Origin of the sequence: Pseudonocardia sp. (assembly GCF_025465255.1) — a bacterium.
Classification (GTDB): Bacteria; Actinomycetota; Actinomycetes; order Mycobacteriales; family Pseudonocardiaceae; genus Pseudonocardia.
The window spans coordinates 1-21,835 of the sequence record NZ_JAODNI010000246.1; the positions used below are offsets into that span (position 1 = coordinate 1).

Consider the following 21,835-nt stretch of genomic DNA (forward strand, 5'->3'; position numbering starts at 1 on the left):
CGCTCGATCGCGATCGACCTGCTGCAGGCCACGGGCCTGACCCGGCAGGAGGCCCAGGCCGCCCTGCGCGCCCAGCTCTGAGCGGTGCGCGGGGGTGCACAGAGCGCTCTGCGCACACCCGCGCTACCGGGCCAGCCGTAGCTCGCGCCCGGCCCAGCGGTCTCGGAGCCAGCGGTCGTGGCTCGCGACGATCACGGCGCCCGGACCGGTGCCCAGCGCCTCCTCCAGCTCGTCCGACAGGCGCGGCGAGAGGTGGTTGGTGGGCTCGTCGAGCAGCAGCAGCTCCGGCGGGTCCGCGAGCAGCAGCGCGAGGGCGAGGCGCCGGTGCTGCCCGACGGACAGCTCGCCGACCGGGCGGCCGACGTCGCGGGGCGCCACCAGGCCCAGCGACGCCAGGGGCACCCGTTCGGCTCGCTCCGGCCCGAACGCCGCGCCGTAGACGTCCCGGACGGTGCGGTCCGGCCGCGGGAACACCGTGTCCTGGGCCAGCAGCCCGACCCGCAGTCCCCGGCGGCGGTGCAGCGTCCCGCCGGCGATCCCGAGGTGTCCGGCGAGCACCGCGAGCAGCGTCGACTTGCCCGCCCCGTTCGGCCCGGTGACCAGCAGCCGCTCGCTCGCGGAGACGTCCAGCCGGTCCAGGGTGAGCCGGCCGGGGACGCGCACGTCCCGCAGCGCCAGCAGCGGAGCGGTACCGCCGGACGCCGCCAGGTTCTCGACGCGGAACCGCAGCGGCTCCGGCGGCCTGCGCACCTGGTCCCGGGTCAGCTCGTCGAGGCGGCGGGTGGCGTTGCGGACCCGCCGGGAGATCTGATGCTGGACCCGCTCGCCCTTGTACCCGTACGCCATCTTCTCGTTGTCCCGCTTCGGCCGGTCCGGGGCGACCCGGTGCGCGGCGACGCCGACCGAGTGGCGGAGCTCACCGAGCTCCTCCTGCTCCTCGGCGAACCGTCGTTCCCAGCGCTCCCGCTCGGCGTGCTTCTCGGCGAGGTAGTCCGAGTAGCCGCCGCCGTAGCGGGCCGGGCCGCTCACGGCCGGGTCGAGATCGATCACGTCGGTGCAGACGGCGTCGAGGAACGCCCGGTCGTGGCTCGCCGCCACCACGACGCCGGGCAGTACCCGCAGCTGCTCCTCGAGGAAGGCCGCGGCGCCGTCGTCGAGGTGGTTGGTGGGTTCGTCGAGGAGCAACGCCGCGGGCTGGCGCAGCAGCAGGGCCGCGAGGCCGAGGCGGCTGCGCTGCCCGCCCGAGAGCGTCCCGAGGGCGCGGTGGAGCGCGATCCCGCCGAGCCCGAGCCCGGCCAGGACGAGCCCGGCGCGCCGGTCGGCGTCCCAGACGTCGTGGTCCTGGGGCCCACTCGAGGAGCTCGCCGTAGCGCTCCAGGACGTCGGGCCGGTCCAGGTGCGCGCCCAGCTCGTCGAGCTCCGCGACCGCGGCGCGGGCGTTCCGCAGCGCCTCGTCGACCACGTCCGAGACCGTCGACGCCGGGTCGTACGGCATCTCCTGGTGCAGGAACCCGAGTTCCGGCGGCCGGACGACGGAGCCGCCGTCCGGCTCGTCGACGCCCGCGAGCAGGCGCAGCAGCGTGGACTTGCCGACGCCGTTCTCCCCGATCAGGCCGATCCGCCGGCCGGGGGCCGCGGTGAGGGAGACGCCGTCGAGGACCCGGCGGCCGCCGAGGTTCCGGACGAGGTCGTGCGCGAGGAGGGCTGCTGCAGGCATGGGGACACCACCGGTGATCACAGGTGTGCGCCCGCCGGGCGTGGAGCCGCGGTCGCGGGCGGGGGTGGTGTCAGTGCCTCATGTCCCCCGCAGCATCGCGCGGACCGCGGGAGGCCCGCAACCGATTTGCGACCAGGGGATCTCCGCGAACAGCTCCCGCAGCCTCGCCCCGCGCGCCGGGCTCCCGCTCTCCACCCACGCGATCCGGCCCAGCAGGTGATCGCGGAACGCCGGGTGTCCGGCCCGGTTCTGCGCGTCCGGCCCGGTGCGGGCGCAGTTGTGCAACGGCGCGCGCAGGACGTCGTACTCGCGACGCGGCGCCGCGGGGAGGAGTTCACAACGAGTCCGGTGACCCGCTGGCGGTGGTGCGCCGGCATGATCCGGGTCTTGTCCGGGCGGACCGAGAAGCCCTCGTCCGCCGCGATGTCCCGGGCCCGGCGGAGCAGGCCGTGCACCGGCAGCCCGCGATCCCCGGAGAAGACCAGGCCGTCCGCGTAGCGGCCGTACCGGGCGCCGACGGCGGCGGCAGACCCGTGAGCCTCCGGTCCAGACCGTGGGCCAGCAGGTTCGCGACGGGGGGTGACGTCGGCGCACCCTGCGGGAGGTGTGGCCGGCGAGACGGTGCAGCATCCGGCGCCGGGGCTCGCCGGGCTCGCCGGGCTCGCCGGGAGCGTCGCGCGAGCCGCGGGCCGGGCGACTCGAGCAGCCGCGGGCTGCCGTTCGGGGAGACCCGCCACCGTCGCCGGTAGTGGTGCAGCGGCCCCGCGGGCGCCGTGCGGAGCCAGCCCCCGGGATCGGCGAACCACTCCGGCTCGCCCTCGCGCAAGCCCAGGCCCGCCGCCGGCGCGTGGACCTCGTTCCATTCCTGCACAGGCCAGCGCCACGTCGGGTCCGGGGGCTCCGGCACCATTCGGTGGCGCACGGTGAGGACGAGCCCCAGCTCCTCGACGAGTTCGGCGTAGGTCCCGCGGGGCGGCTCCGGCCAGCGTTCGACGAGCCTGTGGGTCAGCCCGTCCGCCGCGCGCGGATCGGCGAGCCCGCCCAGTGCCGCGGCGAGGGACGCCACCTGCCACGGCGCGCGCAGCACCGCGTGCAGGACCTCGTCCGGGGTCGATCACGAGCGACTCATGGTGATGCGACGGGGCCGGCGACCCGTGTTCCCGTCCGCCGCGCGCCGCGCCTGGCACGGAGTGCCGACCCGCGCGCGGGACGCCGTGCGGTGCAGAGAGGTGGTGCGCCCCGGGGTTGCCCCGGAGCCGCGACCCCGCGGCAGCACGGACACCCACCTGATCCTCTCGGTGGGGGCGCGCACTCCCGCGGCTCGCCGACTCGTCCGTGCCCCGGCCGCGTCACCGGCGACTGTAGCGGCCGGCTCCGACGAGAACGGTCGACTTCACGTCCCGGAGCCGTTCCGTCCCGGTGACCCAGCGGACACAATGGGGGCGCCACACTGGTGCGGGGCGCATCGGGCGCCCTCGGGTGCACGTCCAGGTCGGCCGGGGATTTCGGGAAGGTCTAGGGGACATGCAGTTCTTGATCAGGTGGGTGCTCGCTCCGCTCGTGCGGTTCGTGTGGCGGCCCCGGGTGCACGGCGCGCGGCGGGTCCCGCTCCGCGGCCCGGTGATCTTCGCGTCCAACCACCGCGCCGCCGTCGACACCGCGGTGATCCCCCTCGTCACCCCCCGCCCCGTCGCGTTCCTGGGCAAGGCCGAGTACTTCACCGGCTGCGGGATCAAGGGCAAGCTGCTCGCCCGGTTCCTCACCGCGCTCGGCTACGTCCCGGTGGACCGGGCCAACGCGAAGGCCGGGCTCGCCGCGCTCGACGCCGGCCGGAAGGTCCTCGAGCAGGGCGGCGCGTTCGGCATCTACCCCGAGGGCACTCGCTCGCTCGACGGCCGGCTGCACCGTGGGCACACCGGTGTCGCCTCCCTGGCGCTGTCCACCGGCGCGGTCGTCGTCCCGGTGGCGCTGCTCGGCACGGACAAGGTGCAACCCGTCGGCGCGAAGCTGCCGCGGCTCGCGCCGGTCGAGGTGCGGTTCGGCGAGCCGCTGGACTTCAGCCGCTACGAGGGCCTGGAGAACTCCGCCGCCATCCGCCGCGCCGTCACCGACGAGATCATGGACGCCATCGCGGAGCTCTCCGGAGCCGAGTACGTGGACAGCTACCACCGCCGCCCCGGCGACCAGGCCGCCGCCTGACCGCCTCTGATCGCCGCGGCGGCCGCACCACCAGCGCGGTCGCAGGCGCAGCCCCGTCACCAGAACGGACGACGGCCGGTGGCCATCCGGGAGGATCGGCGCATGACGGATCTCGCCGACGCGCTCGCGTCCGAGCTCGACCGTGAGCTGCACGACGTCGACGCGCGGCTGGCGGCGGCCTACCCCGGTGACGCCGGGTCGCGGCAGCCGGTGCACACCGTCTACGTCCCCGCGGACCGCTACACCAGGGACACCGCCACCCGCTGGGGCGCCGAGGCGCTGGCCGCGCTGGACGCCCACGCCCCGCACCTCGCCGACGTCTGGGGCGTGCCGGAGGAGCTGGCCGGCGAGCTCGCCGAGCGGGTCCGGCGCAAGCTCGGCATCGAGCCGATCGAGGACCTGCGCATCGACCTGGAGGACGGCTACGGCATCCGGTCCGACGCGGAGGAGGACGCCGAAGCCGAGCGCGCCGCCCTCGAGCTCGCCGCGTCCGTCGCGTCCGGCATCGCCCCGCCGTTCACCGGCATCCGGTTCCGCAGCTTCGAGGCCCCGACCCGGCGGCGCGGGATCCGGACGCTCGCCGGCTTCGTCGGCGCGCTGGTGAAGGCGGGCGGGGTCCCCGACGGGTTCGTGCTCACGCTGCCCAAGGTGACGGCCGTCGAGCAGGTCGGCGGGCTGGTGCGGGTGCTGGAGGCGCTGGAGGCCGAGCACGGGATCGCGCCGCTCCGGTTCGAGATCCAGGTCGAGACCCCGCAGTCCGTCCTCGGCCCCGACGGCGCGTCCCCCCTGCCCCGGATGATCGCCGCGGCGGCGGGCCGGTGCACCGGCCTGCACTACGGCACCTACGACTACTCGGCCTCGCTCGGGATCGCCGCGCAGTACCAGAGCATGGAGCACCCGGCGGCGGACCACGCGAAGGCGGTCATGCAGCTCGCGGCGGCGGGCACCGGCGTCCGGCTCTCCGACGGCTCGACGAACCGGATCCCGGTCGGGGACCGGACGGCGGTCCACGCGGCCTGGGCGCTGCACGGCCAACTCGTCCGGCGTTCCCTCGAGCGCGGCTTCCACCAGGGCTGGGACCTGCACCCGGCGCAGCTGCCGAGCCGCTTCGTCGCGGTGCACCTGTTCTACCGGGAGGGCACGGAGCCCGCGGCGGCCCGGCTCAGGGCGTACCTCGAGCGCGTGGACTCGGGTTTCATGGACGAGCCCGCGACCGCCGTCGCCCTCGCCGGGTTCCTGCTGCGGGGCGTGGACTGCGGAGCCCTGGACGTCGACGAGGTCGAGCGGGGCACGGGGACGGACCGTGAGCACCTGGCCGTCCTGGCCCGCCGCCGCCCCACCCCCTGACCGCAGGCTTTCCTGCCACGCGGGGTAGCTGCGGTCAGTGCGCGGCGGGCTCCGGCTCGTCGCTCCTGCTGAAGTGGTTGAACGCCAGGTTGAGCAGCACCGCGAAGATCGCGCAGGCGCTGATCCCGGACTCGAAGATGGTGGCCAGCCACTCCGGCAGGTGCAGGTAGACCTCCGGCACGGTGATCGGGATGAGCCCGACGCCGATCGAGGTGGCCACGATCAAGACGTTCGGGTTGGTGAACTCCACCCGGGAGAGCGTCCGGATCCCGGCCGCGGCCACCGAGCCGAAGAGCACGATCCCGGCGCCGCCGAGCACGGGCAGCGGGATGGCGTTCATGACCCGGCCGAGCACCGGCAGCAGGCCCAGGACGACCAGGATCCCGCCGCCCGCGGCCACGACGAACCGCGACCTGATCCCCGTGATCGCGACCATGCCGACGTTCTGCGCGAACACGCTGATCGGCATGCCGTTGAAGACCGGCGAGATCGCGGTGGCGCCCATGTCCGCCCGCAGGCCGGCGGCGATCCGCCTCCGGTCGACCTCGGTGCCCAGGATCTCCCCGACGGCGAGCAGGTCCGCCGTGGTCTCCGCCATGATCACCAAGATCACGATCGTCATCGAGACGATCACGCCGATCGCGAGCTGCGGCACCCCGAAGTGGAAGGGCTGCGGCAGCTCGAAGACCGCGCCCCTCCCGACCGCGCTCCAGGTGACCCGGCCCATCAGCGTGGCCACGATCGTGCCGATCACCAGGCCGAGCATGACGGCGAGCCGCGACCACAGGCCCCGGCCGAAGCGGGCGATGACCAGCGTGACGACGAGCGTGATGAAGCCGAGCAGCAGGCTCGTCCCCGAGCCGTAGCTCGGGTTGTCGACGGTCTGGCCGGCCGCGTTCCTGATCGTCGGGTTGCCCCGGATCCAGCGCAGCGCCACCGGGAACAGCGAGATCCCGATGATCGTGATCACGCAGCCCGTGACGATGGGCGGGAAGAACCGCACGAGGCTCGCGAACAGCGGCGCGATCACGAACCCGATCACCCCGGCGACGATGACGGCGCCGAAGATCGTCGCCAAGCGGGCGGCAGGGTCGGCGATGCTCTGGTCCGTCGCGACCGCGGTCATCGTGCCGACGGCGGCGAACGACACGCCCTGCACCCAGGGGCAGCTGGGCGCCGATGTACGGGACGCCCAGGGGCTGCAGCAGCGTGCCGAGCCCCGAGACGAAGAGGGCGGCGGTGACCAGCAGGGCCTGGTCCGTCGGCGAGAGCCCCGCGGCGCTCGCGATGATGATCGGCGGTGAGACGACGCCCGCGTACATCGCGAGGATGTGCTGCAGGCCGAAGAAGAACGCCTTGCCGACGGAGACGCGTTCGTCCTCCGGACGGACGGCGGCGGTGTCGGTGCTGGCTCCGGTCGTCCGGTCCGGGTCGGCGGCCATCAGATGAACCCCTTGACGCCGTCCCATGCACTGCCGGCGGCGGGCGCGTCGTCCCGGATGATCGAGGCTTCGATCAGGCCGTACGGGCGGTCGGCGACATGCCAGACCTCGTTGGGGTTGTCGAGATCCCACTTGGACAGGTCGACGAGGAAATGGTGCTTGTTGGGCATCGAGAACCGGATCTCGGCGAGCTCCGGATGGGCCTCCAGGGCGGCCTCCCCCATCGTGTAGAGCGTCTGCTGCAGCGAGAGGCTGTGCGTCTCGGCGAACCTGTCCAGCAGGATCTGCCGGATCGAGGAGAAGCTCTTGTCCCAGTCCACCTCGGTGCCGATGTAGCGCCAGCGGGCCGTGACGGCGGTGGCCAGGATCCGGTCGTCGGTCTCCACCAGTGAGGTGAACGGGACCGCGGGGAAGCCGTGGAACTCGCTGCCGGTGCTCTTCAGGACGGTGAGGTCGGTGAGCCCGGAGAGGACGACCTCGTCCGCCCCGTCCTTGGTGACGACGGTCGTGCGGGTCTCCGCGGAGCCCTTCGCGAAGGCGTGGTCGTGCGGGCCGCCGGTGGAGGTGACGATCCGCTCCCAGGAGTGCAGCAGCACCTCCTGCCGGGCCCCGGTGACCTGCTCGAACCCGTCGACGAAGTACCGCGCCGTACGGAGCGCGAACTCCTCGGGCGAGCCGACCCCGAACTGCCTGGCCAGCGCGTAGACAGTGTTCTTCTGCGTGTCGGTGGCGATGACCTTCGAGTTGTCCCCGGTGAGGTGGGTGTCCGCGAAGTCGCCGATCAGCTGGCTGGTGACCGTGACGTCGGTGATCGCGTGCACCGGTGTCGACCGGTCCACGTGCACCATGCGGCACTCGGCCTTGCCGTACTGGTTGTACCCGAGCGAGATGCCCATGTGTCCTCCGTACGGATGTGCGGGGCGAGCCGGATGAATCAGCGTTCCCGGCGGTGCGTTACATCACCGTCGCCCCCCGCGTCGGTTCTGTGAACACGACGTGAGGGGCGACGAGGGCCTGCGGTGACCGGCCGGCCTCAGCGCTGTGCGCTCGCGGCCGCCTGCTCCGGCAAGTCCGTCTCGATCTGCTTCCGGGACAGGACCCGATGCAGGACGGACGCGATGCCGGCGAACCAGCTGTACGCGGCGGCGTCGGACGAGCAGCACCACGGCCATGGCGGCGATCGCGCCGACCGCGGTCACCCCGATCGCGATCGGGGTGTAGCCCTTGGTGAAGTAGTGCCTGCCGTCCGGCTTCAGCGTGTACATCGAGTCGACGTCGATACATTCGTGTGAATCCATTGCCCGTACTCGTTCCCGTGGGTTCGATCCTTCCCCGCCGGTGCACGAGGTGCGCCGGGGGAAGGGATGGCGTGGGCGTCGGGCGTAGGCACTTCCCAGGAGGAATGGACCACGTGGCAGGAATCAGCACGCACGTCCTGGACGCCGCGCGCGGCCGTCCGGCCGCCGGTGTCCCCGTCTCCCTGGTCTGCCCGGACGGAACGGTGTGCACCGGCGTGACCGACGAGGACGGCCGGGTCGGCGACCTGTTCACCGGCGCGCTCGAGGCCGGGGTGCACCGTGCGACGTTCGACACCGGGGCCTACTTCGCGGCGAGCGGCCAGGAGGGGTTCTTCCCCGAGGTGACGCTGGCGTTCACCGTCGACCCGGCTCGCGGGCACCACCACGTGCCGCTGCTGCTCTCGCCGTACTCGTACACGACCTACAGGGGGAGCTGAGATGGACGCGGACTGGCTGACGCGGCTGCGCCGCCCGTGCGCTGCGCGCGCACAGGGTCAGGGGCGGCGGGGAGCGAAGGCGTCGAGGAGCTCCTGGGGCCAGCCCCGGCGGTCCGCCGCACGGAGGGCGCCGGCGACCAGCGCCCGGTCCAGGCCCGCACCCAGGAGGGCCTCCCGCAGGTGCATCGGGGGCAGGGCGTCCAGCCAGCGGTGGGCCGCGGTCTCGACCCCGCCGTCGCTGAGCTCGCCGTTCGCCCGGAGCCGGGCGAACCCGCCGTCGGGATAGATGTCGATCTTCAAGTGGGTGACGGTCGGGGCGCCGGGGCCGATCCCGAAGCGGTGCGGGGTATCCGGGCGGACGGTCCGCCGCGGCACGAGCGGCGTCCAGACCCGGGACGCGAGCGCATCCGGATCCGGGTTTGGCGAGTCCACCCGGGTGCCGCTGATCTGCACCTCACCCGGCGCGTTCCCCACGAAGTGGCTGGTGTCGAACTCGATGTCCCGGAGCCGGCTCGGCCCGGCCAGCTTGACGATCACCCAGTCGTTGCCGTCGTCGCGGCGCCGCGCGGTCTCCCAACCCTCGCCCATGGTGCGGGCCGGTCCGGGGAGCAGCAGGTTCGCCGGCGAGGAATAGAACATGTCCGAGCAGGACACGACCAGCCCGCCGCGGTCCTGTGCCGCGAGGTCGACGGTGCCGTGCAGGAGCCGCGGGTCCACGACCGCCTCGCCGTGCACGCGGAACCGCGCGACCCCGCCGTCCGGGTAGATCGTCAGTCGCGCGTGCGTCCAGCGGTGGGGGCTGCGGACGTCGTAGACGTTGGGCCGGTCGCCCTTGGCCGGTGACCTCTCGACGAGGGTCTCCCACTCGGCTGCCGCCAGCTCGGCGGGGCCGGGGTAGTCCTCCAGCGCGGTGGCCTCGACCGAGATCTCCGGGGGGTAGTTGCCGCGGAAGTACGCCGTGTCCACGACGACGCCGTGCACGATCCCCGGGATGCCGAGCCGGACGATCGCGTGGTCCGAACCGGGCTCGCGCCGCCGCCGGGTCTCCCAGCCGTCGTAGACCTTGCCGCGGTAGCCGAACTCGGTTCGCGGCTGCACCGGCCCGGGCATGACGAGCGCCGCCCGGTCCGCGAAGAAGTCGTCGTTCGCGGCGATCACGGCACCGCCCAGCCGGCGGGCGGCCAGGTCCGGGAGCTGCACGAAGTCCGCGTCCATGTCCGGCCCGTCGAGGCGGGTGGACTCGGTACGGGGGGCGGTTCGCGTGCTCGGCCGGGTCATCGGGCTCCTCGTCGCAGCAGTCGTCCGGCGGGTGGGCCGGACACGTCAATCCTGGCCCCGCGCAGCCACGTTCGTCGAACCACCCCGGAGAGGGCACGACCGTCGTACGGGCTGACCGGGTTGCGGTGAGCGGAGCCGGTGCACGTCGACGACGAACGCCGCGTCCGGCGCGAGGAGGCAGAAGCCCGCGTCCCCGCCGAGGGCGATCGACCCCTTGTGCGCCAGCCCCGCCAGCCTCGCGGGCCGCTCCGCCATCCACTCGACGACCTGGGCGAGCGAGTGCCCTCGCACGCGCGCCCCGGAACAGACCGCCGGCAACCCGACCTGCAGCGACGCGCTGCCGCCCCAGGCCGTGCCGAAGTCCCCGGTCTCGCGGAAGTTCGCGTAGAGCTCGCCGTGCGAGCCCGAATCGAGGTGACCGGCGGCGCGGTCGATGACGTCGGAGTCCTCGGCGTGCACGATCAGTCGGCTGCCCATCCCGGCGATCCGGGTCAGGACGCCCTCGAGGTCCTCGGCGGGAGCGGCGGGAACTCGTCGACCCCGGAGTGCAGCAGGAAGCACTTGAAGCCGTGCAGGCCGCGCAGCTCGTTCTCGTTGCCCGGCACCGCCCCGCCCCAGAACCCGACGTCGACGAACGCCTGGTGCTCGGCGGACTTGCGCTTGACCTCCAGGGCCGCGCCGTCGATCGTCGGCGGGATCGAGTTGAGCGGCATGTCGATGAGGGTGGTGATCCCGCCGAGCGCGGCCGCCTTCGTCGCGGAGGCGAACCCCTCCCACTCGGCCCGGCCCGGCTCGTTGACGTGCACGTGCGTGTCGACGAGGCCGGGGAGCAGCACCTGGTCGTCGGGCACGTCGACCAGCTCGCGGGTGTCCTCGGCGATCGGGAGTCGTAGGGCTCGATCGCGACGATCAGGCCGTCCTGCACGCCGACGCAGCGATCCACCTCGCCGAAGGCGGTGATCACCCGGCGGGCGCGGAACACCAGATCGAGCATCGAACATCCTTGTCTCGGGCTTTCTAGGGCCTCCGCGATACGGCGCTAGAGGTGTCTAGCGGAGGACGGGAGCGGCCGCGAGCACCGCGTTCGTCCAGCCGGGATGCGCCGCGACGGCTTCGGCGAGCCCGCGCTGCGCGACCACGGCGTTCGGCCCGACGGCCGTGGCGAGCGAGCCGCGTCGGGCGAGCGGGGTGAGCGACCACCAGTCCCCCGCGACACCGGACCCGGGGTCGTCGCCCCAGATCAGGACCTCGGTACCGAGCACCCGCCTCCCGGCAAGATGAGCGGCCGACCGTCCGAGCGGAAGGTCGCCGAGCTCCTGGGTCTGCATGAGCAGCACCCGCCCTTGTTCACGAACGGCCCTTCCCGCACGAACGGCACTTTCGTTCATACCTAGTGGGCGAGAGTGCCGTTCGTGAAGATCAGCAGGGGTCTCCTCGACGCGGACGGTGCCTCGGTAGCGGCCCGTCGGCTCTCCTGCCCTGCCCGCCACCAGGACCTCGCGGGCGCGCAGCCGGGCGGTGGGATGGAGCTCGGCGGACAACGCCGTGTGGTGGTGCGCCCTGGCGGTGATCACGGTCGGTTCGGGGAGGTATTGCAGACTCGCGTCCTCGCCGATCTCGAACCGGATCGCCAGGCTGCTCGGCTTCGCCAGCCCGGGGAGCGCGACGGCCGCCGCGACCCCCGTCAGGACCACGTCCGCCCCCGGCCCGACCCGGACGTCGAGCTCCACGTCGTCGCCGGCCAGCGGGGTGGACGCCGAGCCGACCATGTGCACCGTCACGGCGGACTCGGCCGCCGCGGCCGTTCCCCGCCGCGGGACCAGGGACAACGGGGACTGCGAGCGCAGCTCACGCACGAGGCCGCGCCCGTCGGGTCCCCGCTCGACGACGAGAACGGTCCGTGCGCGCATCTCAGCGCACGGGTTGCGCGACGGCGGCGACCTGCGCCAGGACCCACGCGCCGACGTCCGACGCCGCCGGGTCGTCCACCAGGGACTGTGCGATCACCGGCAGCTCGCCGCGCATCCGGTGCGCGTCCGAGCGCATGACGTCCAGGTCCGCCCCGACGAGCGGCGCGAGGTCCGTCTTGTTGATCACCAGCAGGTCCGCGGTGGTGACGCCCGGGCCGCCCTTGCGCGGCACCTTGTCGCCCCCCGCCACGTCGACGACGAAGATCTGCCGGTCCACCAGGCCGCGGCTGAAGACGGCCGTCAGGTTGTCCCCGCCGCTCTCGACGAGGACGAGCTCGAGGTCCCCGAAACGCTCCTCCAGGGTCTCGATGGCGTCGAGGTTGGCGGTGATGTCGTCCCGGATGGCGGTGTGCGGGCAGCAGCCGGTCTGCACCGCCTCGACCCGGTCCGCGTCGAGGACCGCATTGCGGCGCAGGAAGTCCGCGTCCTCCGTCGTGTAGATGTCGTTGGTGACGACGGCGAGCCGCACCCGCCCGGCGAGGCTGCGGGCGAGCGCCGCGACCAGCGCGGTCTTCCCGCTGCCGACGGGCCCGCCGATGCCGATCCGCACCGCGCGGTTGCTCGCCGGCGTGGCGTGGTGATGGTCCGGCTCCGTCTCGGTGGGGTCGAAGCTGATCAGATGGTTGTGGCCGTGGCCGGTCTCAGCGCTCATGTTCACTCCGCGAGCTCCGTTCAGGAGACAAAGAGACGCACCTGCTCCCGATGGTGGTGGACGTGGGCCTGCGCCATGAGGTCGAGCACCGGGGCGCTCGGCGCGGGCAGGTCCGCCGGCGGACCGGAGGCGGCCCGCGCGGCGGTGGCGACGACGTCGTCGAGGTCGGGGCCGAGCCGCACGAGCGCGGCGTTGACGGCGAACGGGTCGAGTCCGAGGAGCCGTACCGCCGCGGACGCGGGCCCGCTGACGGCGAGGTACCCGACGCACTCGGCCGCCTCGGCGGCGGAACCGCCGGACAGCCCGATCACGGCGCCGACCAGCAGCGGATGGTGGGGCCGGGGGTGGACGGCCACGAGCTCGTCGATCATGGGTGAGGGCCAGGCGGCCCGTACCGCCCGCAGCGTGCCACGCCCTTGGGCCCGCGACGCGTCCCGCTGCGCGACCGACGGCGTCCGCGCGTCGAGCTCCGCGTCGAGCTCGGCCCAGGTCGCCGCTCGAGTGGCGCGAGCGGCGCTGGTCGACGCTTGAGCGGCTCCGGCGTCAGCCCGCCCACCGCCCACCGCCGCCTGAGTGGCGCAGGCAGCGCTGACTGGCGCTCGAGCCACTCGAGCGTCGGCCGTCCGGACCGCCGAAGCCGCCGCGAAGGCCGCCGAGACCAGGCCCGCGGTCCGGAGGCGGCCCCGCAGGAACGGCTCCAGGTCGTCGAGGCCCGTCAGGAGCCCCCGCGCCACCGCCTCCTCCAGGCCGCCCGAGTGCACGTGCCCACCACCCGGGAACCGGGCGTCCGCGAGCACGAGCGACGCGAGAGAACCCATCAGAACAGGAAGTAGCGTTGCGTCATCGGGAGCTCGCTCACCGGGGCGGGCACGACGACGTCGCCGTCGATCCGCACCTCGAACGAGTCCGGGTCCACCTTCACCTCGGGCGTCGCGGAGTTCGCGACCATGCTCGCCTTCGTGACCGACCGGGTGTCCGCGACAGGCGCCAGCCCCTTGGCTAGGCGGAGGTGGCCGAGCCCGGCGTCGAGGGCCGCGAACGCGACGAAGTTGAGCGACGTCGCGGAGGCGGCCGCCGGTGCGTACCCGAACATCGGCCGGCCCAGGATCGGCTGCGGGGTCGGGATCGACGCGTTGGCGTCCCCCATGCCCGCCCACGCGATGAACCCGCCCTTGAGGACCGCCTCGGGCCGGATGCCGAAGAACTTCGGGTCCCACAGCACCAGGTCCGCGAGCTTCCCGACCTCGACGGACCCGATCTCCTCGGCCATCCCGTGCGCGATCGCCGGGTTGATCGTGTACTTCGCGACGTACCGCCGCGCCCGCGTGTTGTCCGCGGCGCCGTCACCCGGCAGGGACCCGCGTGCGGCCTTCATGGCGTGCGCGGTCTGCCAGGTCCGGATGATGACCTCGCCGATCCGGCCCATGGCCTGGCTGTCCGAGCTCATCATCGAGATCGCGCCCATGTCGTGCAGCACGTCCTCGGCGGCGATCGTCGTCGGCCGGATCCGGCTCTCGGCGAAGGCCAGGTCCTCGGTCACCGACGGGTTCAGGTGATGGCAGACCATGAGCATGTCGAGGTGCTCGTCGAGGGTGTTGATCGTGTGCGGCCGGGTCGGGTTCGTGGACGACGGCAGGATGTTCGCCGTCCCGACGACCTCGATGATGTCCGGCGCGTGCCCGCCGCCCGCGCCCTCGGTGTGGAACGCGTTGATGGAGCGCCCGGCGATCGCCTCCACCGTCGACTCGAGGAAGCCCGCCTCGTTCAGCGTGTCCGTGTGGATCGCGACCTGGACGCCGGACGCGTCCGCGACCCGCAGGCACGCGTCGATGACGGCGGGGGTCGTCCCCCAGTCCTCGTGCAGCTTGAAACCGCCGGCCCCCGCCCGCAGTTGCTCCCACAGCGCGTCGGCGCTGGTGGTGTTGCCCTTGCCCATCAGCAGGATGTTGACGGGCAGGTGGTCCAGGGCCTGCAGCATCCGGCCGAGGTTGCGGGGCCCGGGCGTCACGGTGGTCGCCTTGGTGCCGTCGGCCGGCCCGGTGCCGCCGCCCGCGAGGGTGGTGAGGCCCGCGGCGAGCGCGGTGTCGATCAGCCCGGGGGTGATGAAGTGGACGTGCGCGTCGATCCCGCCCGCGGTGAGGATCTTGCCGTTCCCGGCCATCACCTCGGTCGACGGGCCGATGACCAGCGCCGGGTCGACGCCGTCCATCGTGTCCGGGTTGCCGGCCTTGCCGATGCCGACGATCCGGCCGTCCGTGATCCCGACGTCCGCCTTGACGACGCCCCAGTGGTCGAGCACGACCGCACCGGTGATCACCAGGTCCGGGGCGCCCTCGGCGGAGGTGACCGCGGACTGGCCCATGGACTCGCGGATGACCTTGCCGCCGCCGAAGAGCACCTCGTCCCCGGAGCCGGCGCCGCGGCTGCGGTCCTCGGTGACCTCGATCAGCAGGTTCGTGTCGGCCAGCCGGATCCGGTCGCCGGTGGTGGGGCCGAAGAGGTCCGCGTACCGGCCGCGCTCGACGGAGGTCATGCCCCGTAGTTCCTCTCGCCGGGCTCGGCGGTGCGCGAGTCGAGCGCACCGGAGAACTCGGCCCGCAGGCCGGGGACCACGCGCGCGCCGGCCAGCGGCACGAGCGTGACCTCCTTCTCGACGCCCGGCTCGAACCGCACCGAGGTGCCCGCCGGGATGTCGAGGTGCGTGCCCCAGGCGGCCTCGCGGTCGAACGCGAGGCCCGGGTTGACCGCGGCGAAGTGGAAGTGCGAGCCGACCTGGACGGGCCGGTCCGCGGTGTTGGAGACGACGAGCGTGGTCCGCTCGCGTCCCGGGTTGAGCTCGACGGGCTCGCCGCCCGGGATGATCTGTCCGGGAACGAAGCGACCGGGGTCGGTACCGCCGCCGGTCTGGCTGCCGCCCGCCATCAGACGATCGGCGAGTGGACGGTGACGAGCTTCGTGCCGTCCGGGAACGTGGCCTCGACCTGAACGGAGTCCAGCATCTCGGGAATGCCGTCCATGACGTCGGCGCGGCCCAGGACCTCCCGGCCGCTGCTCATCAGCTCGACGACCGTGCGGCCGTCCCGCGCGCCCTCAAGGACGTGATCGGTGATCAGGGCCACCGCCTCCGGGTGGTTGAGGCGGTGGCCGCGGGCCTTGCGGGCTCGGGCCACGTCCGCCGCGACGTGGACGAGCAGCTTGTCCCGCTCCTGGGGGCTCAGGTGCATGGCGACAGTTCTACGGCCCGCCTGTTACTCACGGATTCCGCCCAGGTTTCGCCGGACACAGATGAGGTCACCGACAGTGACCTCTCGTCACCGGACGAGCAGCCAGTCCGACGTGTGCCGGTACCAGGTCCAGCGGGTCACCGTCCGGGGATGTGCCACGCCGTCGACCAGGACGGACGCCTCGACGCACCCGACCTGCAGGGCCCGCCCGGTGGCCGCCTTCACCCCGCTCGCGGAGATGGAGGAGACGCCGTCCGGGCCCGGTGCCGCACGCAGCCGGCGCACCGTCCCACGGGCGACCAGCTCGTCGTCGCAGTAGGCCTCGCCCTGGAACCGGCCGATCTCGCCGCGGCCGACCAGGACGCCGCCCACGTCGTCCCGGATCAGGGGGACCGGGGACGCCTTGCCGTCGAGCGCGAGCGCGGCGGCCTGTCCGGTGTCCTTCGGCAGGCCCCAGGCGGCCGCCGCCGCGGAGCGCCGGGAGACGGGCACGTAGGCCACCTCGACCTTCTCCAGCAGCTCCCGTCGCAACAGTCTGACCAGCACGGATCCCAGATCCGCGTCCTCGCCGAGGACGACCAGCCGCCGCGGCGGGCCGTCCTTCAGCAGCGGATCGAGGTCGTCCTTGCCCGGCCTCGCGGGCACCGCGACGGCCGGAACTCCGGCCAGGACCGCGGGGACCCGTCCGGGACCGGCGGCCGGGCGGCTACCGTAATGCGGGAAACGGGGCCGGATCCTGCGTGCGCAGGTCAGAAGCACCAGTTCCTGATCGATCGAAGCCACGTGATCGGTCATCCTCCCCGCTAGCCAGGACTTGGAGTGTCACATGCCGGCGATCGTGCTGATCGGCGCCCAGTGGGGCGACGAGGGCAAGGGCAAGGCCACCGACATCCTCGGCGGCCAGGTCCAATGGGTGGTGCGCTACCAGGGCGGCAACAACGCCGGCCACACGGTCGTCCTCCCGGACGGCCAGGACTTCGCGCTCCACCTCATCCCCTCGGGCATCCTCACGCCGGGCGCCAAGAACGTGATCGGCAACGGGGTGGTGGTCGACCCGGGCGTCCTGTTGGAGGAGCTCGCGGGCCTCGAGGCCCGCGACGTCGACACCAGCGGCCTGCTGATCAGCGCGGACGCCCATTTGATCATGCCGTACCACATCGCCATCGACAAGGTGACCGAACGCTTCCTCGGCAAGGCGAAGATCGGCACCACCGGTCGCGGGATCGGCCCGGCCTACCAGGACAAGGTCGCCCGCGTCGGCGTCCGCGTGGCGGACGTGCTGGACGAGAAGATACTGCACCAGAAGGTCGAGGCGGCCCTGGCGTTCAAGAACCAGGTGCTGGTGAAGGTCTACAACCGGCGCGCGCTGAACGTCGACGAGGTCGTGGACACCGTCCTCACCCAGGCGCAGGGCTTCACCCACCGCATCGCGGACACCCGGCTGCTGTTGAACAAGGCACTCGAGGCCGGCGAGACCATCCTGCTGGAGGGCTCGCAGGGCACGCTGCTGGACGTCGACCACGGCACCTATCCCTTCGTGACCAGCTCGAACCCGACGGCGGGCGGCGCGGCGGTCGGCTCCGGGATCGGGCCGAGCCGGATCGAGCGGGTCATCGGCATCCTCAAGGCGTACACGACGCGCGTCGGCTCGGGCCCGTTCCCCACCGAGCTGCTCGACGCCATGGGCGAGCACCTGCGCAAGGCCGGCGGCGAGGTCGGCGTCACCACCGGACGTCCGCGCCGCTGCGGCTGGTTCGACGCCGTCGTCGGCCGCTACGCCGCCCGCGTGAACGGCATCACGGACTTCTTCCTCACCAAGCTCGACGTGCTGTCCGGGCTGGAGAACGTGCCGATCTGCGTGGCCTACGAGGTCGACGGCAAGCGGGTCGAGGACATGCCGATGACCCAGACCGACGTGCACCACGCCGTCCCGGTCTACGAGGAGATGCCCGGCTGGTTCGAGGACCTCTCGGCCTTCCGGAGCTTCGACGAGCTCCCCGCCAACGCGCAGGCCTACGTGCACCGCATCGAGGAGCTCACGGGCGCCCCGGTCTCCGCGATCGGCGTCGGCCCGGGGCGGGACCAGACGATCACCCGCGACGTCTGACGCGCCGCGGCCCCGAGGCCGTCCCGCGGGTCGACGCCCGCACGTTCGAGAACGCGGTGGCCCGCCCGGCCGTCGCCGGGCGGGCCACCGCCGTCACCGGGCCGGGACGGACCCTCGGGTCCTTCGACCGTGACCACCACGTGCTGCCCGGTGCGGATCAGGGGGTGGTCGGGTGCGGGTCAGTCAGCCGCGGGGCATGATCCAGGCGCCGCGCTCCGAGGAGAAGCTCATCGGGTCGAAGAGCAGGATGTACCGGCCCTTCGCGCCGGCCTTGTCGTCGAAGCACACGTCGCCGGTGGTCCGACCGCTCGGCGCGAGCCGGCCGGCGGAGAGCATGGAGCTCGAGCCGGTGAACCCGGTCATCAGGGCTGCGCCGTTGGGGTCCTGCAGCTTCCAGTCGAAGCCGCCGTTGAAGCTCTCCTGGCCCGAGCCGGTGTTCACGTAGGTGACGGTCGAGCAGAGGGTCTCGCCGAGCGTCGAGTCGCCGGCCTTCAGCGGGGTCGCCGTGATCTGGAGGTCGCCGACGGTGAGGGTGTCCCCGGCGTTGCCGACGATGTCGTTCGACGTCGAGCCCGGGAAGGTTTCGGCGCCCGGTTCATCGGGCCGCGACTGGCGGATCAGGCGGCGCAGGCACCGGTGTCGACCGAGCGGCTGTCGTTCTCGGCCGCGACCAACGCGGCGTTGACCTGCTGGGCGGTGAGCACGAAGCCCGTCTCCGAGTCGTCCAGGGCCGCGCCGAACACGACGCCGACGACCTGGCCGTCCGGCGTGATCATCGGGCCGCCGGAGTTCCCGGAGCGGACCACCGCGCGCACCGTGTAGACGTCCCGGGTGATCGTGCCGCTGTCGTAGATGTCCGGGCCGCGAAGCTGGATGCGCTCGCGGACCTTGGCAGCGGTGATCGTGTACGGGCCGTCGAGCGGGTAGCCGAGGATGATCGCGTCGTCCCCCGCGGCCGCGGGGGCCGGCTTGAAGGGCAGCGGGTTCGCGTCCAGGTCCGGGACGGCGAGCACCGCCACGTCGACCTGCGGGTCGTAGCTGACGACCCGGGCGTCGAGCTGGCGGGTGCGTCCGGTCCGCGTGGTGACCTCGACGGTGGTGTCCGTGGTGCCCGCGACGACGTGCGCGTTGGTCATCACCCGCTGCGGCGCCACGACGAACCCGGTGCCCTCGAGCTGGCGCTGGCACGACAACGCCCGGCCACGGACCTTCAGCACGCTGCTGCGGACCTGGCTCACGACCGGCAGGTTCAGCAGCTCGGGGTTCGGGGTTCCGACCTGTGTGATCGGCGTGGACTGGAACGGGCTGAGCACGTCCGGGAAGCCGGAGGCGTCCAGCAGCTGGCGCAGCTCGGCGGGCAGCGCGCGGGCGCCCGCCGGCATCACCGAGTCCACGCCCTTGAGGACCTCGGAGTTCCGGACGCTCGACGCGAGCGCCGGGAAGCTGGCCGACGCGAGCGGCAGCGCCACCAGCCAGGCGGCGACGACCACCGTGATGGCCTGCAGCAACGAGCCGAGCGTGGAGTCGATCGCGAGGGTGCGCTCGCCGTTGATCCGGTCCCGGATCTTGCGGCCGAAGTAGACGCCGGTGGTCTCGCCGAGCGCGACGAGCATGACCACCACGACGATGCTGACGATCGTCTTCGTGGTGGGGGCCTGGATCCCGGAGACGAGCAGGGGGGCGATCCGCACGCCCAGGATCGCGCCACCGAGCACGCCGACGAACGACAGCAGGGCGACGGCCATGCCGTGCCGCCACCCGGACACCGCCGCGATGAGCGCCAGGGCGAGGACGACGATGTCGACCCAACTCACGAAGTGACCTCACTGCCTGTGTTCGTCCGGGAGCTCACACGGCTCTCCTTCACCTGCTCGTGCCGGCACCGTACCGGGGCGAAGATCATGTTCCGGCGATGCCCCGGCCACGCTCACGGGCCGCCTGCCACGCGGCCCCCAGCTCGACGACGCGCTCGTCGTCCCACGGCCGCGCCCAGCCTGCGTGCTCCACCAGCGCGGACAGCAGGCCACCGGTGAACCCCCACACCAGCAGGCCCGCCACGTCGAACGCCGGGCCCCGCCCGCCGCGCGGGTGCGCCACCATCAGCCGGTTCGCCGGGTCCGTCAGCTCGGCGATCGGGACGCGCAGGACGCGCGCGGTCTCGGCCTCGTCGACGGCGCGCACCGGTACCGGCGACGGCCAGTGCGCGATCACGGGCGTGACCACGAAACCCGACGGCGGCAGGAACAGGTCGGGCAGCACGGTCAGCGGGACGACGCCCGCAGGGTCCAGCCCGGTCTCCTCCTCCGCCTCGCGCAGGGCGGCCGCGACGGGCCCGGCGTCCCCGGGATCGATGCCGCCGCCGGGGAAGGCGACCTGGCCGGCGTGGTTCCGCAACGTCGAGGCCCGTTCGAGGAGCAGCACGTCCGGACCGGCCGGGCCCTCCGCGAACAGCATCAGCACCGCGGCGCGGCGGCCACCCTCGGGCGGCGGGGGCGTGCGGAAGCGGAGCAGCCCGGCGGCGTCGACGCCGCGGACCCCGTCCAGCAGCGGCACGAGGAACCCCGGTGCCCGGGTGGGATCGACCCGGGGGGCTCCAGCGCCGCGCGCGCCCGGTCCTGCGCACAGGCGCTGTGACCCGGATTCGCTCATCCGCCCAGCCTCCCCACGGTGGTGGCGACCTCGTCCGCCGACGCGAACGGCGTCGGCGGGTCCACCCGGACCGGCTCGCCGCTCGGGCGGACCACGTAGCTGGCCGGCAGCGCGGGCGGCAAGGCCAGCGCCGAACGCAGCGCGCCGTCCGGATCGGTCACCGACGGGAGCCGCACGCCCACGTCCGCAAGCAGTCGCAACGCCGCGCCCGGCTGGTCCTGGACGTCCACGAGCAGCACGGGCACCGCGTCCGGCCGGGCCGCGTACTCCGCGAGCGCCGGGAGCTCCTGGCGGCACGGCACGCACCACGACGCCCACACGTTGACCAGTACCGTCCGCCCCGCGACGGCCGCGCCGACGTCCGTGACGCCCTCCTGGCCGAGACACGGCACCGAGACGCCGGCGAGCGGGCCCGCGGGTGTGGCGCCGGTGGGCGCCGGGCAGGGAAGCAGGGACGCGGCGGCGCGCACCGCGGTGAGATCCCCGGCGGCGGGTGCGGAGGCGGCCGGCTCCGGCGAGGCGGAGCGCGGCCACAGGGCGACGACCCCCAGCACCACCAGCAGGACGACCACGACCGTGGTGACGACCTCGGTGCGGCCGGCCCGGAACCGGGTGCCCTCGCTCACGGACGCACGTCGGCGGGCGCGAATCCGGCCAGCTCGAGCAGGTGCGGCGCCTCGGGACCCTTGACCAGCGCGGCCGCGGCCTCCGGCTCGGTCGGCCCGGCGCCGAACGACGGGCAGTCCATCGCCAGCGTGCAGACCCCGCAGGCCGGCTTCTTCGCGTGGCACACCCGCCGGCCGTGGAAGATCACCCGATGCGACACCATCGTCTGGTCGCGCTTCGGGACCAGCGCGGCGACGACGTGCTCGACCTTGACCGGATCCTGCTCCTCCGTCCAGCCCCACCTGCGGACCAGCCGGCCGAAGTGGGTGTCGACGCTGATCCCCGGGATGCCGAAGGCGTTGCCGAGGATGACGTTGGCCGTCTTCCGCCCGATTCCGGGCAGGGTGACGAGATCGTCGAGGTTCGCGGGCAGCTCGCCGCCGAACCGCTCGACGACGGCGGCCCCCAGCCCCATCAGCGATGCCGTCTTGTTCCGGTAGAAGCCGGTCGGGCGGAGCAGCTCCTCCAGCTCCGTGCGGTCCGCCTGCGCGTAGTCCGCCGCCGTCCGGTAGCGGGCGAACACCGCCGGCGTGACCTCGTTGATCTTCTTGTCGGTGGACTGGGCCGAGAGGATGGTGGCGACGGCGAGCTCGAGCGGGTTCGTGAAGTCGAGCTCGCAGTACGCGTCCGGGTAGGCGACGGCGAGGGCGCGCAACGTCCGGGCGACGCGCCGGGCGCGGCCCAGGTCGCTCTCCCCGGCCGCGATGCGGGCGGCCAGCTTCGCGACCTCGCGGCGGGTGGGACGTCGGTTGCCGAGAGTCGTCCCGGGGGTCGGGGTGGTCACCCGACCGAGAGTACGGGCGCGCACCGACGGTTCCCGTGAGCCCCGGCGCCGACGAGGGTGAACGT

General features: G+C 73.4%; 19 protein-coding genes and 4 pseudogenes. 4 read left to right on the top strand and 19 right to left on the bottom strand.

Going from position 1 to position 21,835, the window contains the following annotated elements; translation table 11 throughout:
- Positions 1-123: 123 nt before the first annotated feature.
- A pseudogene (locus JWP64_RS30685) lies at positions 124-1,717 on the bottom strand (ATP-binding cassette domain-containing protein).
- Positions 1,718-3,241: 1,524 nt separating this feature from the next.
- Between JWP64_RS30685 and JWP64_RS30690 the strand changes: the two are divergent.
- Together JWP64_RS30690 and JWP64_RS30695 are read left to right on the top strand one after the other, a co-directional pair.
- On the top strand, positions 3,242-3,916 hold the full coding sequence (locus JWP64_RS30690) for a lysophospholipid acyltransferase family protein (protein ID WP_297503987.1): 675 nt from the start codon (positions 3,242-3,244) through the stop codon (positions 3,914-3,916).
- A 102-nt stretch (positions 3,917-4,018) separates the two neighbouring features.
- On the top strand, positions 4,019-5,263 hold the full coding sequence (locus JWP64_RS30695) for an aldolase (RefSeq protein WP_297503990.1): 1,245 nt from the start codon (positions 4,019-4,021) through the stop codon (positions 5,261-5,263).
- Between the two features lie 34 nt (positions 5,264-5,297).
- On the opposite strand, the gene JWP64_RS30700 is transcribed toward JWP64_RS30695, so the two are convergent.
- From JWP64_RS30700 to pucL, 3 genes and pseudogenes are all read right to left on the bottom strand, one after another.
- A complete protein-coding gene (locus JWP64_RS30700) occupies positions 5,298-6,413 on the bottom strand; it encodes a solute carrier family 23 protein (RefSeq protein ID WP_297503993.1) in 1,116 nt (371 codons plus the stop codon).
- A gap of 61 nt (positions 6,414-6,474) precedes the next feature.
- A pseudogene (locus JWP64_RS31785) lies at positions 6,475-6,732 on the bottom strand (solute carrier family 23 protein); the annotation flags it as partial.
- Positions 6,705-7,601 (bottom strand): factor-independent urate hydroxylase, encoded by an 897-nt coding sequence (pucL, locus tag JWP64_RS30705; protein WP_297503996.1) that lies wholly within the window; start codon positions 7,599-7,601, stop codon positions 6,705-6,707. The pseudogene JWP64_RS31785 and the gene pucL, both read right to left, overlap by 28 nt.
- Positions 7,602-8,116: 515 nt before the next feature.
- Here pucL and uraH point away from each other — a divergent pair.
- Positions 8,117-8,440 carry a hydroxyisourate hydrolase gene (gene uraH, locus JWP64_RS30710; RefSeq protein WP_297503999.1) on the top strand — a complete coding sequence of 108 codons (324 nt, stop codon included), beginning with the start codon at positions 8,117-8,119 and terminating at the stop codon, positions 8,438-8,440.
- A 57-nt stretch (positions 8,441-8,497) separates the two neighbouring features.
- On the opposite strand, the gene alc is transcribed toward uraH, so the two are convergent.
- The 10 genes and pseudogenes from alc to JWP64_RS30760 form a co-directional block, all read right to left on the bottom strand.
- Positions 8,498-9,718 carry an allantoicase gene (gene alc / locus JWP64_RS30715; protein ID WP_366890873.1) on the bottom strand — a complete coding sequence of 407 codons (1,221 nt, stop codon included), beginning with the start codon at positions 9,716-9,718 and terminating at the stop codon, positions 8,498-8,500.
- Positions 9,715-10,090, bottom strand: a pseudogene (locus JWP64_RS30720) (allantoinase); the annotation flags it as partial. The gene alc and the pseudogene JWP64_RS30720, both read right to left, overlap by 4 nt.
- Before the next feature lie 72 nt (positions 10,091-10,162).
- Positions 10,163-10,712: pseudogene (locus JWP64_RS30725) on the bottom strand (amidohydrolase family protein); the annotation flags it as partial.
- 55 nt (positions 10,713-10,767) lie between these two features.
- Positions 10,768-11,628, bottom strand: coding sequence for an urease accessory protein UreD (locus JWP64_RS30730; RefSeq protein ID WP_297504001.1), 861 nt, complete (start codon positions 11,626-11,628; stop codon positions 10,768-10,770).
- Between the two features lies 1 nt (position 11,629).
- Positions 11,630-12,340 (bottom strand): urease accessory protein UreG, encoded by a 711-nt coding sequence (gene ureG / locus JWP64_RS30735; RefSeq protein ID WP_297504004.1) that lies wholly within the window; start codon positions 12,338-12,340, stop codon positions 11,630-11,632.
- Between the two features lie 20 nt (positions 12,341-12,360).
- Positions 12,361-13,158 carry an urease accessory UreF family protein gene (locus tag JWP64_RS30740; RefSeq protein WP_297504007.1) on the bottom strand — a complete coding sequence of 266 codons (798 nt, stop codon included), beginning with the start codon at positions 13,156-13,158 and terminating at the stop codon, positions 12,361-12,363.
- Positions 13,158-14,873: an urease subunit alpha gene (locus JWP64_RS30745; protein WP_297504010.1), complete on the bottom strand. Its 1,716-nt coding sequence runs from the start codon at positions 14,871-14,873 to the stop codon at positions 13,158-13,160. Before JWP64_RS30745 ends, JWP64_RS30740 begins: the two co-directional genes overlap by 1 nt.
- Complete coding sequence (locus JWP64_RS30750; RefSeq protein WP_297504012.1) at positions 14,870-15,262, bottom strand: urease subunit beta; 393 nt, start codon at positions 15,260-15,262, stop codon at positions 14,870-14,872. Before JWP64_RS30750 ends, JWP64_RS30745 begins: the two co-directional genes overlap by 4 nt.
- Positions 15,262-15,564 carry an urease subunit gamma gene (locus JWP64_RS30755; RefSeq protein ID WP_297504015.1) on the bottom strand — a complete coding sequence of 101 codons (303 nt, stop codon included), beginning with the start codon at positions 15,562-15,564 and terminating at the stop codon, positions 15,262-15,264. The genes JWP64_RS30750 and JWP64_RS30755 overlap by 1 nt, the downstream gene beginning before the upstream one ends.
- 87 nt (positions 15,565-15,651) lie before the next feature.
- Complete coding sequence (locus tag JWP64_RS30760) at positions 15,652-16,209, bottom strand: hypothetical protein (protein WP_297504018.1); 558 nt, start codon at positions 16,207-16,209, stop codon at positions 15,652-15,654.
- A gap of 181 nt (positions 16,210-16,390) precedes the next feature.
- Between JWP64_RS30760 and JWP64_RS30765 the strand changes: the two genes are divergently transcribed.
- Positions 16,391-17,671, top strand: a complete 1,281-nt coding sequence (locus tag JWP64_RS30765; protein ID WP_297504020.1) for an adenylosuccinate synthase — start codon at positions 16,391-16,393, stop codon at positions 17,669-17,671.
- Positions 17,672-17,854: 183 nt separating this feature from the next.
- Here the strand turns inward: JWP64_RS30765 and JWP64_RS30770 are convergent, their stop codons facing one another.
- The 5 genes from JWP64_RS30770 to nth all read right to left on the bottom strand — a co-directional run bounded on the left by JWP64_RS30770 (position 17,855) and on the right by nth (position 21,671).
- Positions 17,855-18,112 carry a hypothetical protein gene (locus tag JWP64_RS30770; RefSeq protein WP_297504023.1) on the bottom strand — a complete coding sequence of 86 codons (258 nt, stop codon included), beginning with the start codon at positions 18,110-18,112 and terminating at the stop codon, positions 17,855-17,857.
- Positions 18,113-18,288: 176 nt separating this feature from the next.
- Positions 18,289-19,485: a MarP family serine protease gene (locus JWP64_RS30775; RefSeq protein ID WP_297504028.1), complete on the bottom strand. Its 1,197-nt coding sequence runs from the start codon at positions 19,483-19,485 to the stop codon at positions 18,289-18,291.
- 85 nt (positions 19,486-19,570) lie between these two features.
- Positions 19,571-20,320, bottom strand: a complete 750-nt coding sequence (locus JWP64_RS30780; RefSeq protein ID WP_297504031.1) for a CoA pyrophosphatase — start codon at positions 20,318-20,320, stop codon at positions 19,571-19,573.
- Positions 20,317-20,946, bottom strand: coding sequence for a TlpA disulfide reductase family protein (locus JWP64_RS30785; RefSeq protein ID WP_297504033.1), 630 nt, complete (start codon positions 20,944-20,946; stop codon positions 20,317-20,319). The genes JWP64_RS30780 and JWP64_RS30785 overlap by 4 nt, the downstream gene beginning before the upstream one ends.
- Complete coding sequence (gene nth / locus JWP64_RS30790; RefSeq protein ID WP_297504056.1) at positions 20,943-21,671, bottom strand: endonuclease III; 729 nt, start codon at positions 21,669-21,671, stop codon at positions 20,943-20,945. The genes JWP64_RS30785 and nth overlap by 4 nt, the downstream gene beginning before the upstream one ends.
- Between the last annotated feature and the right edge of the window lie 164 nt (positions 21,672-21,835).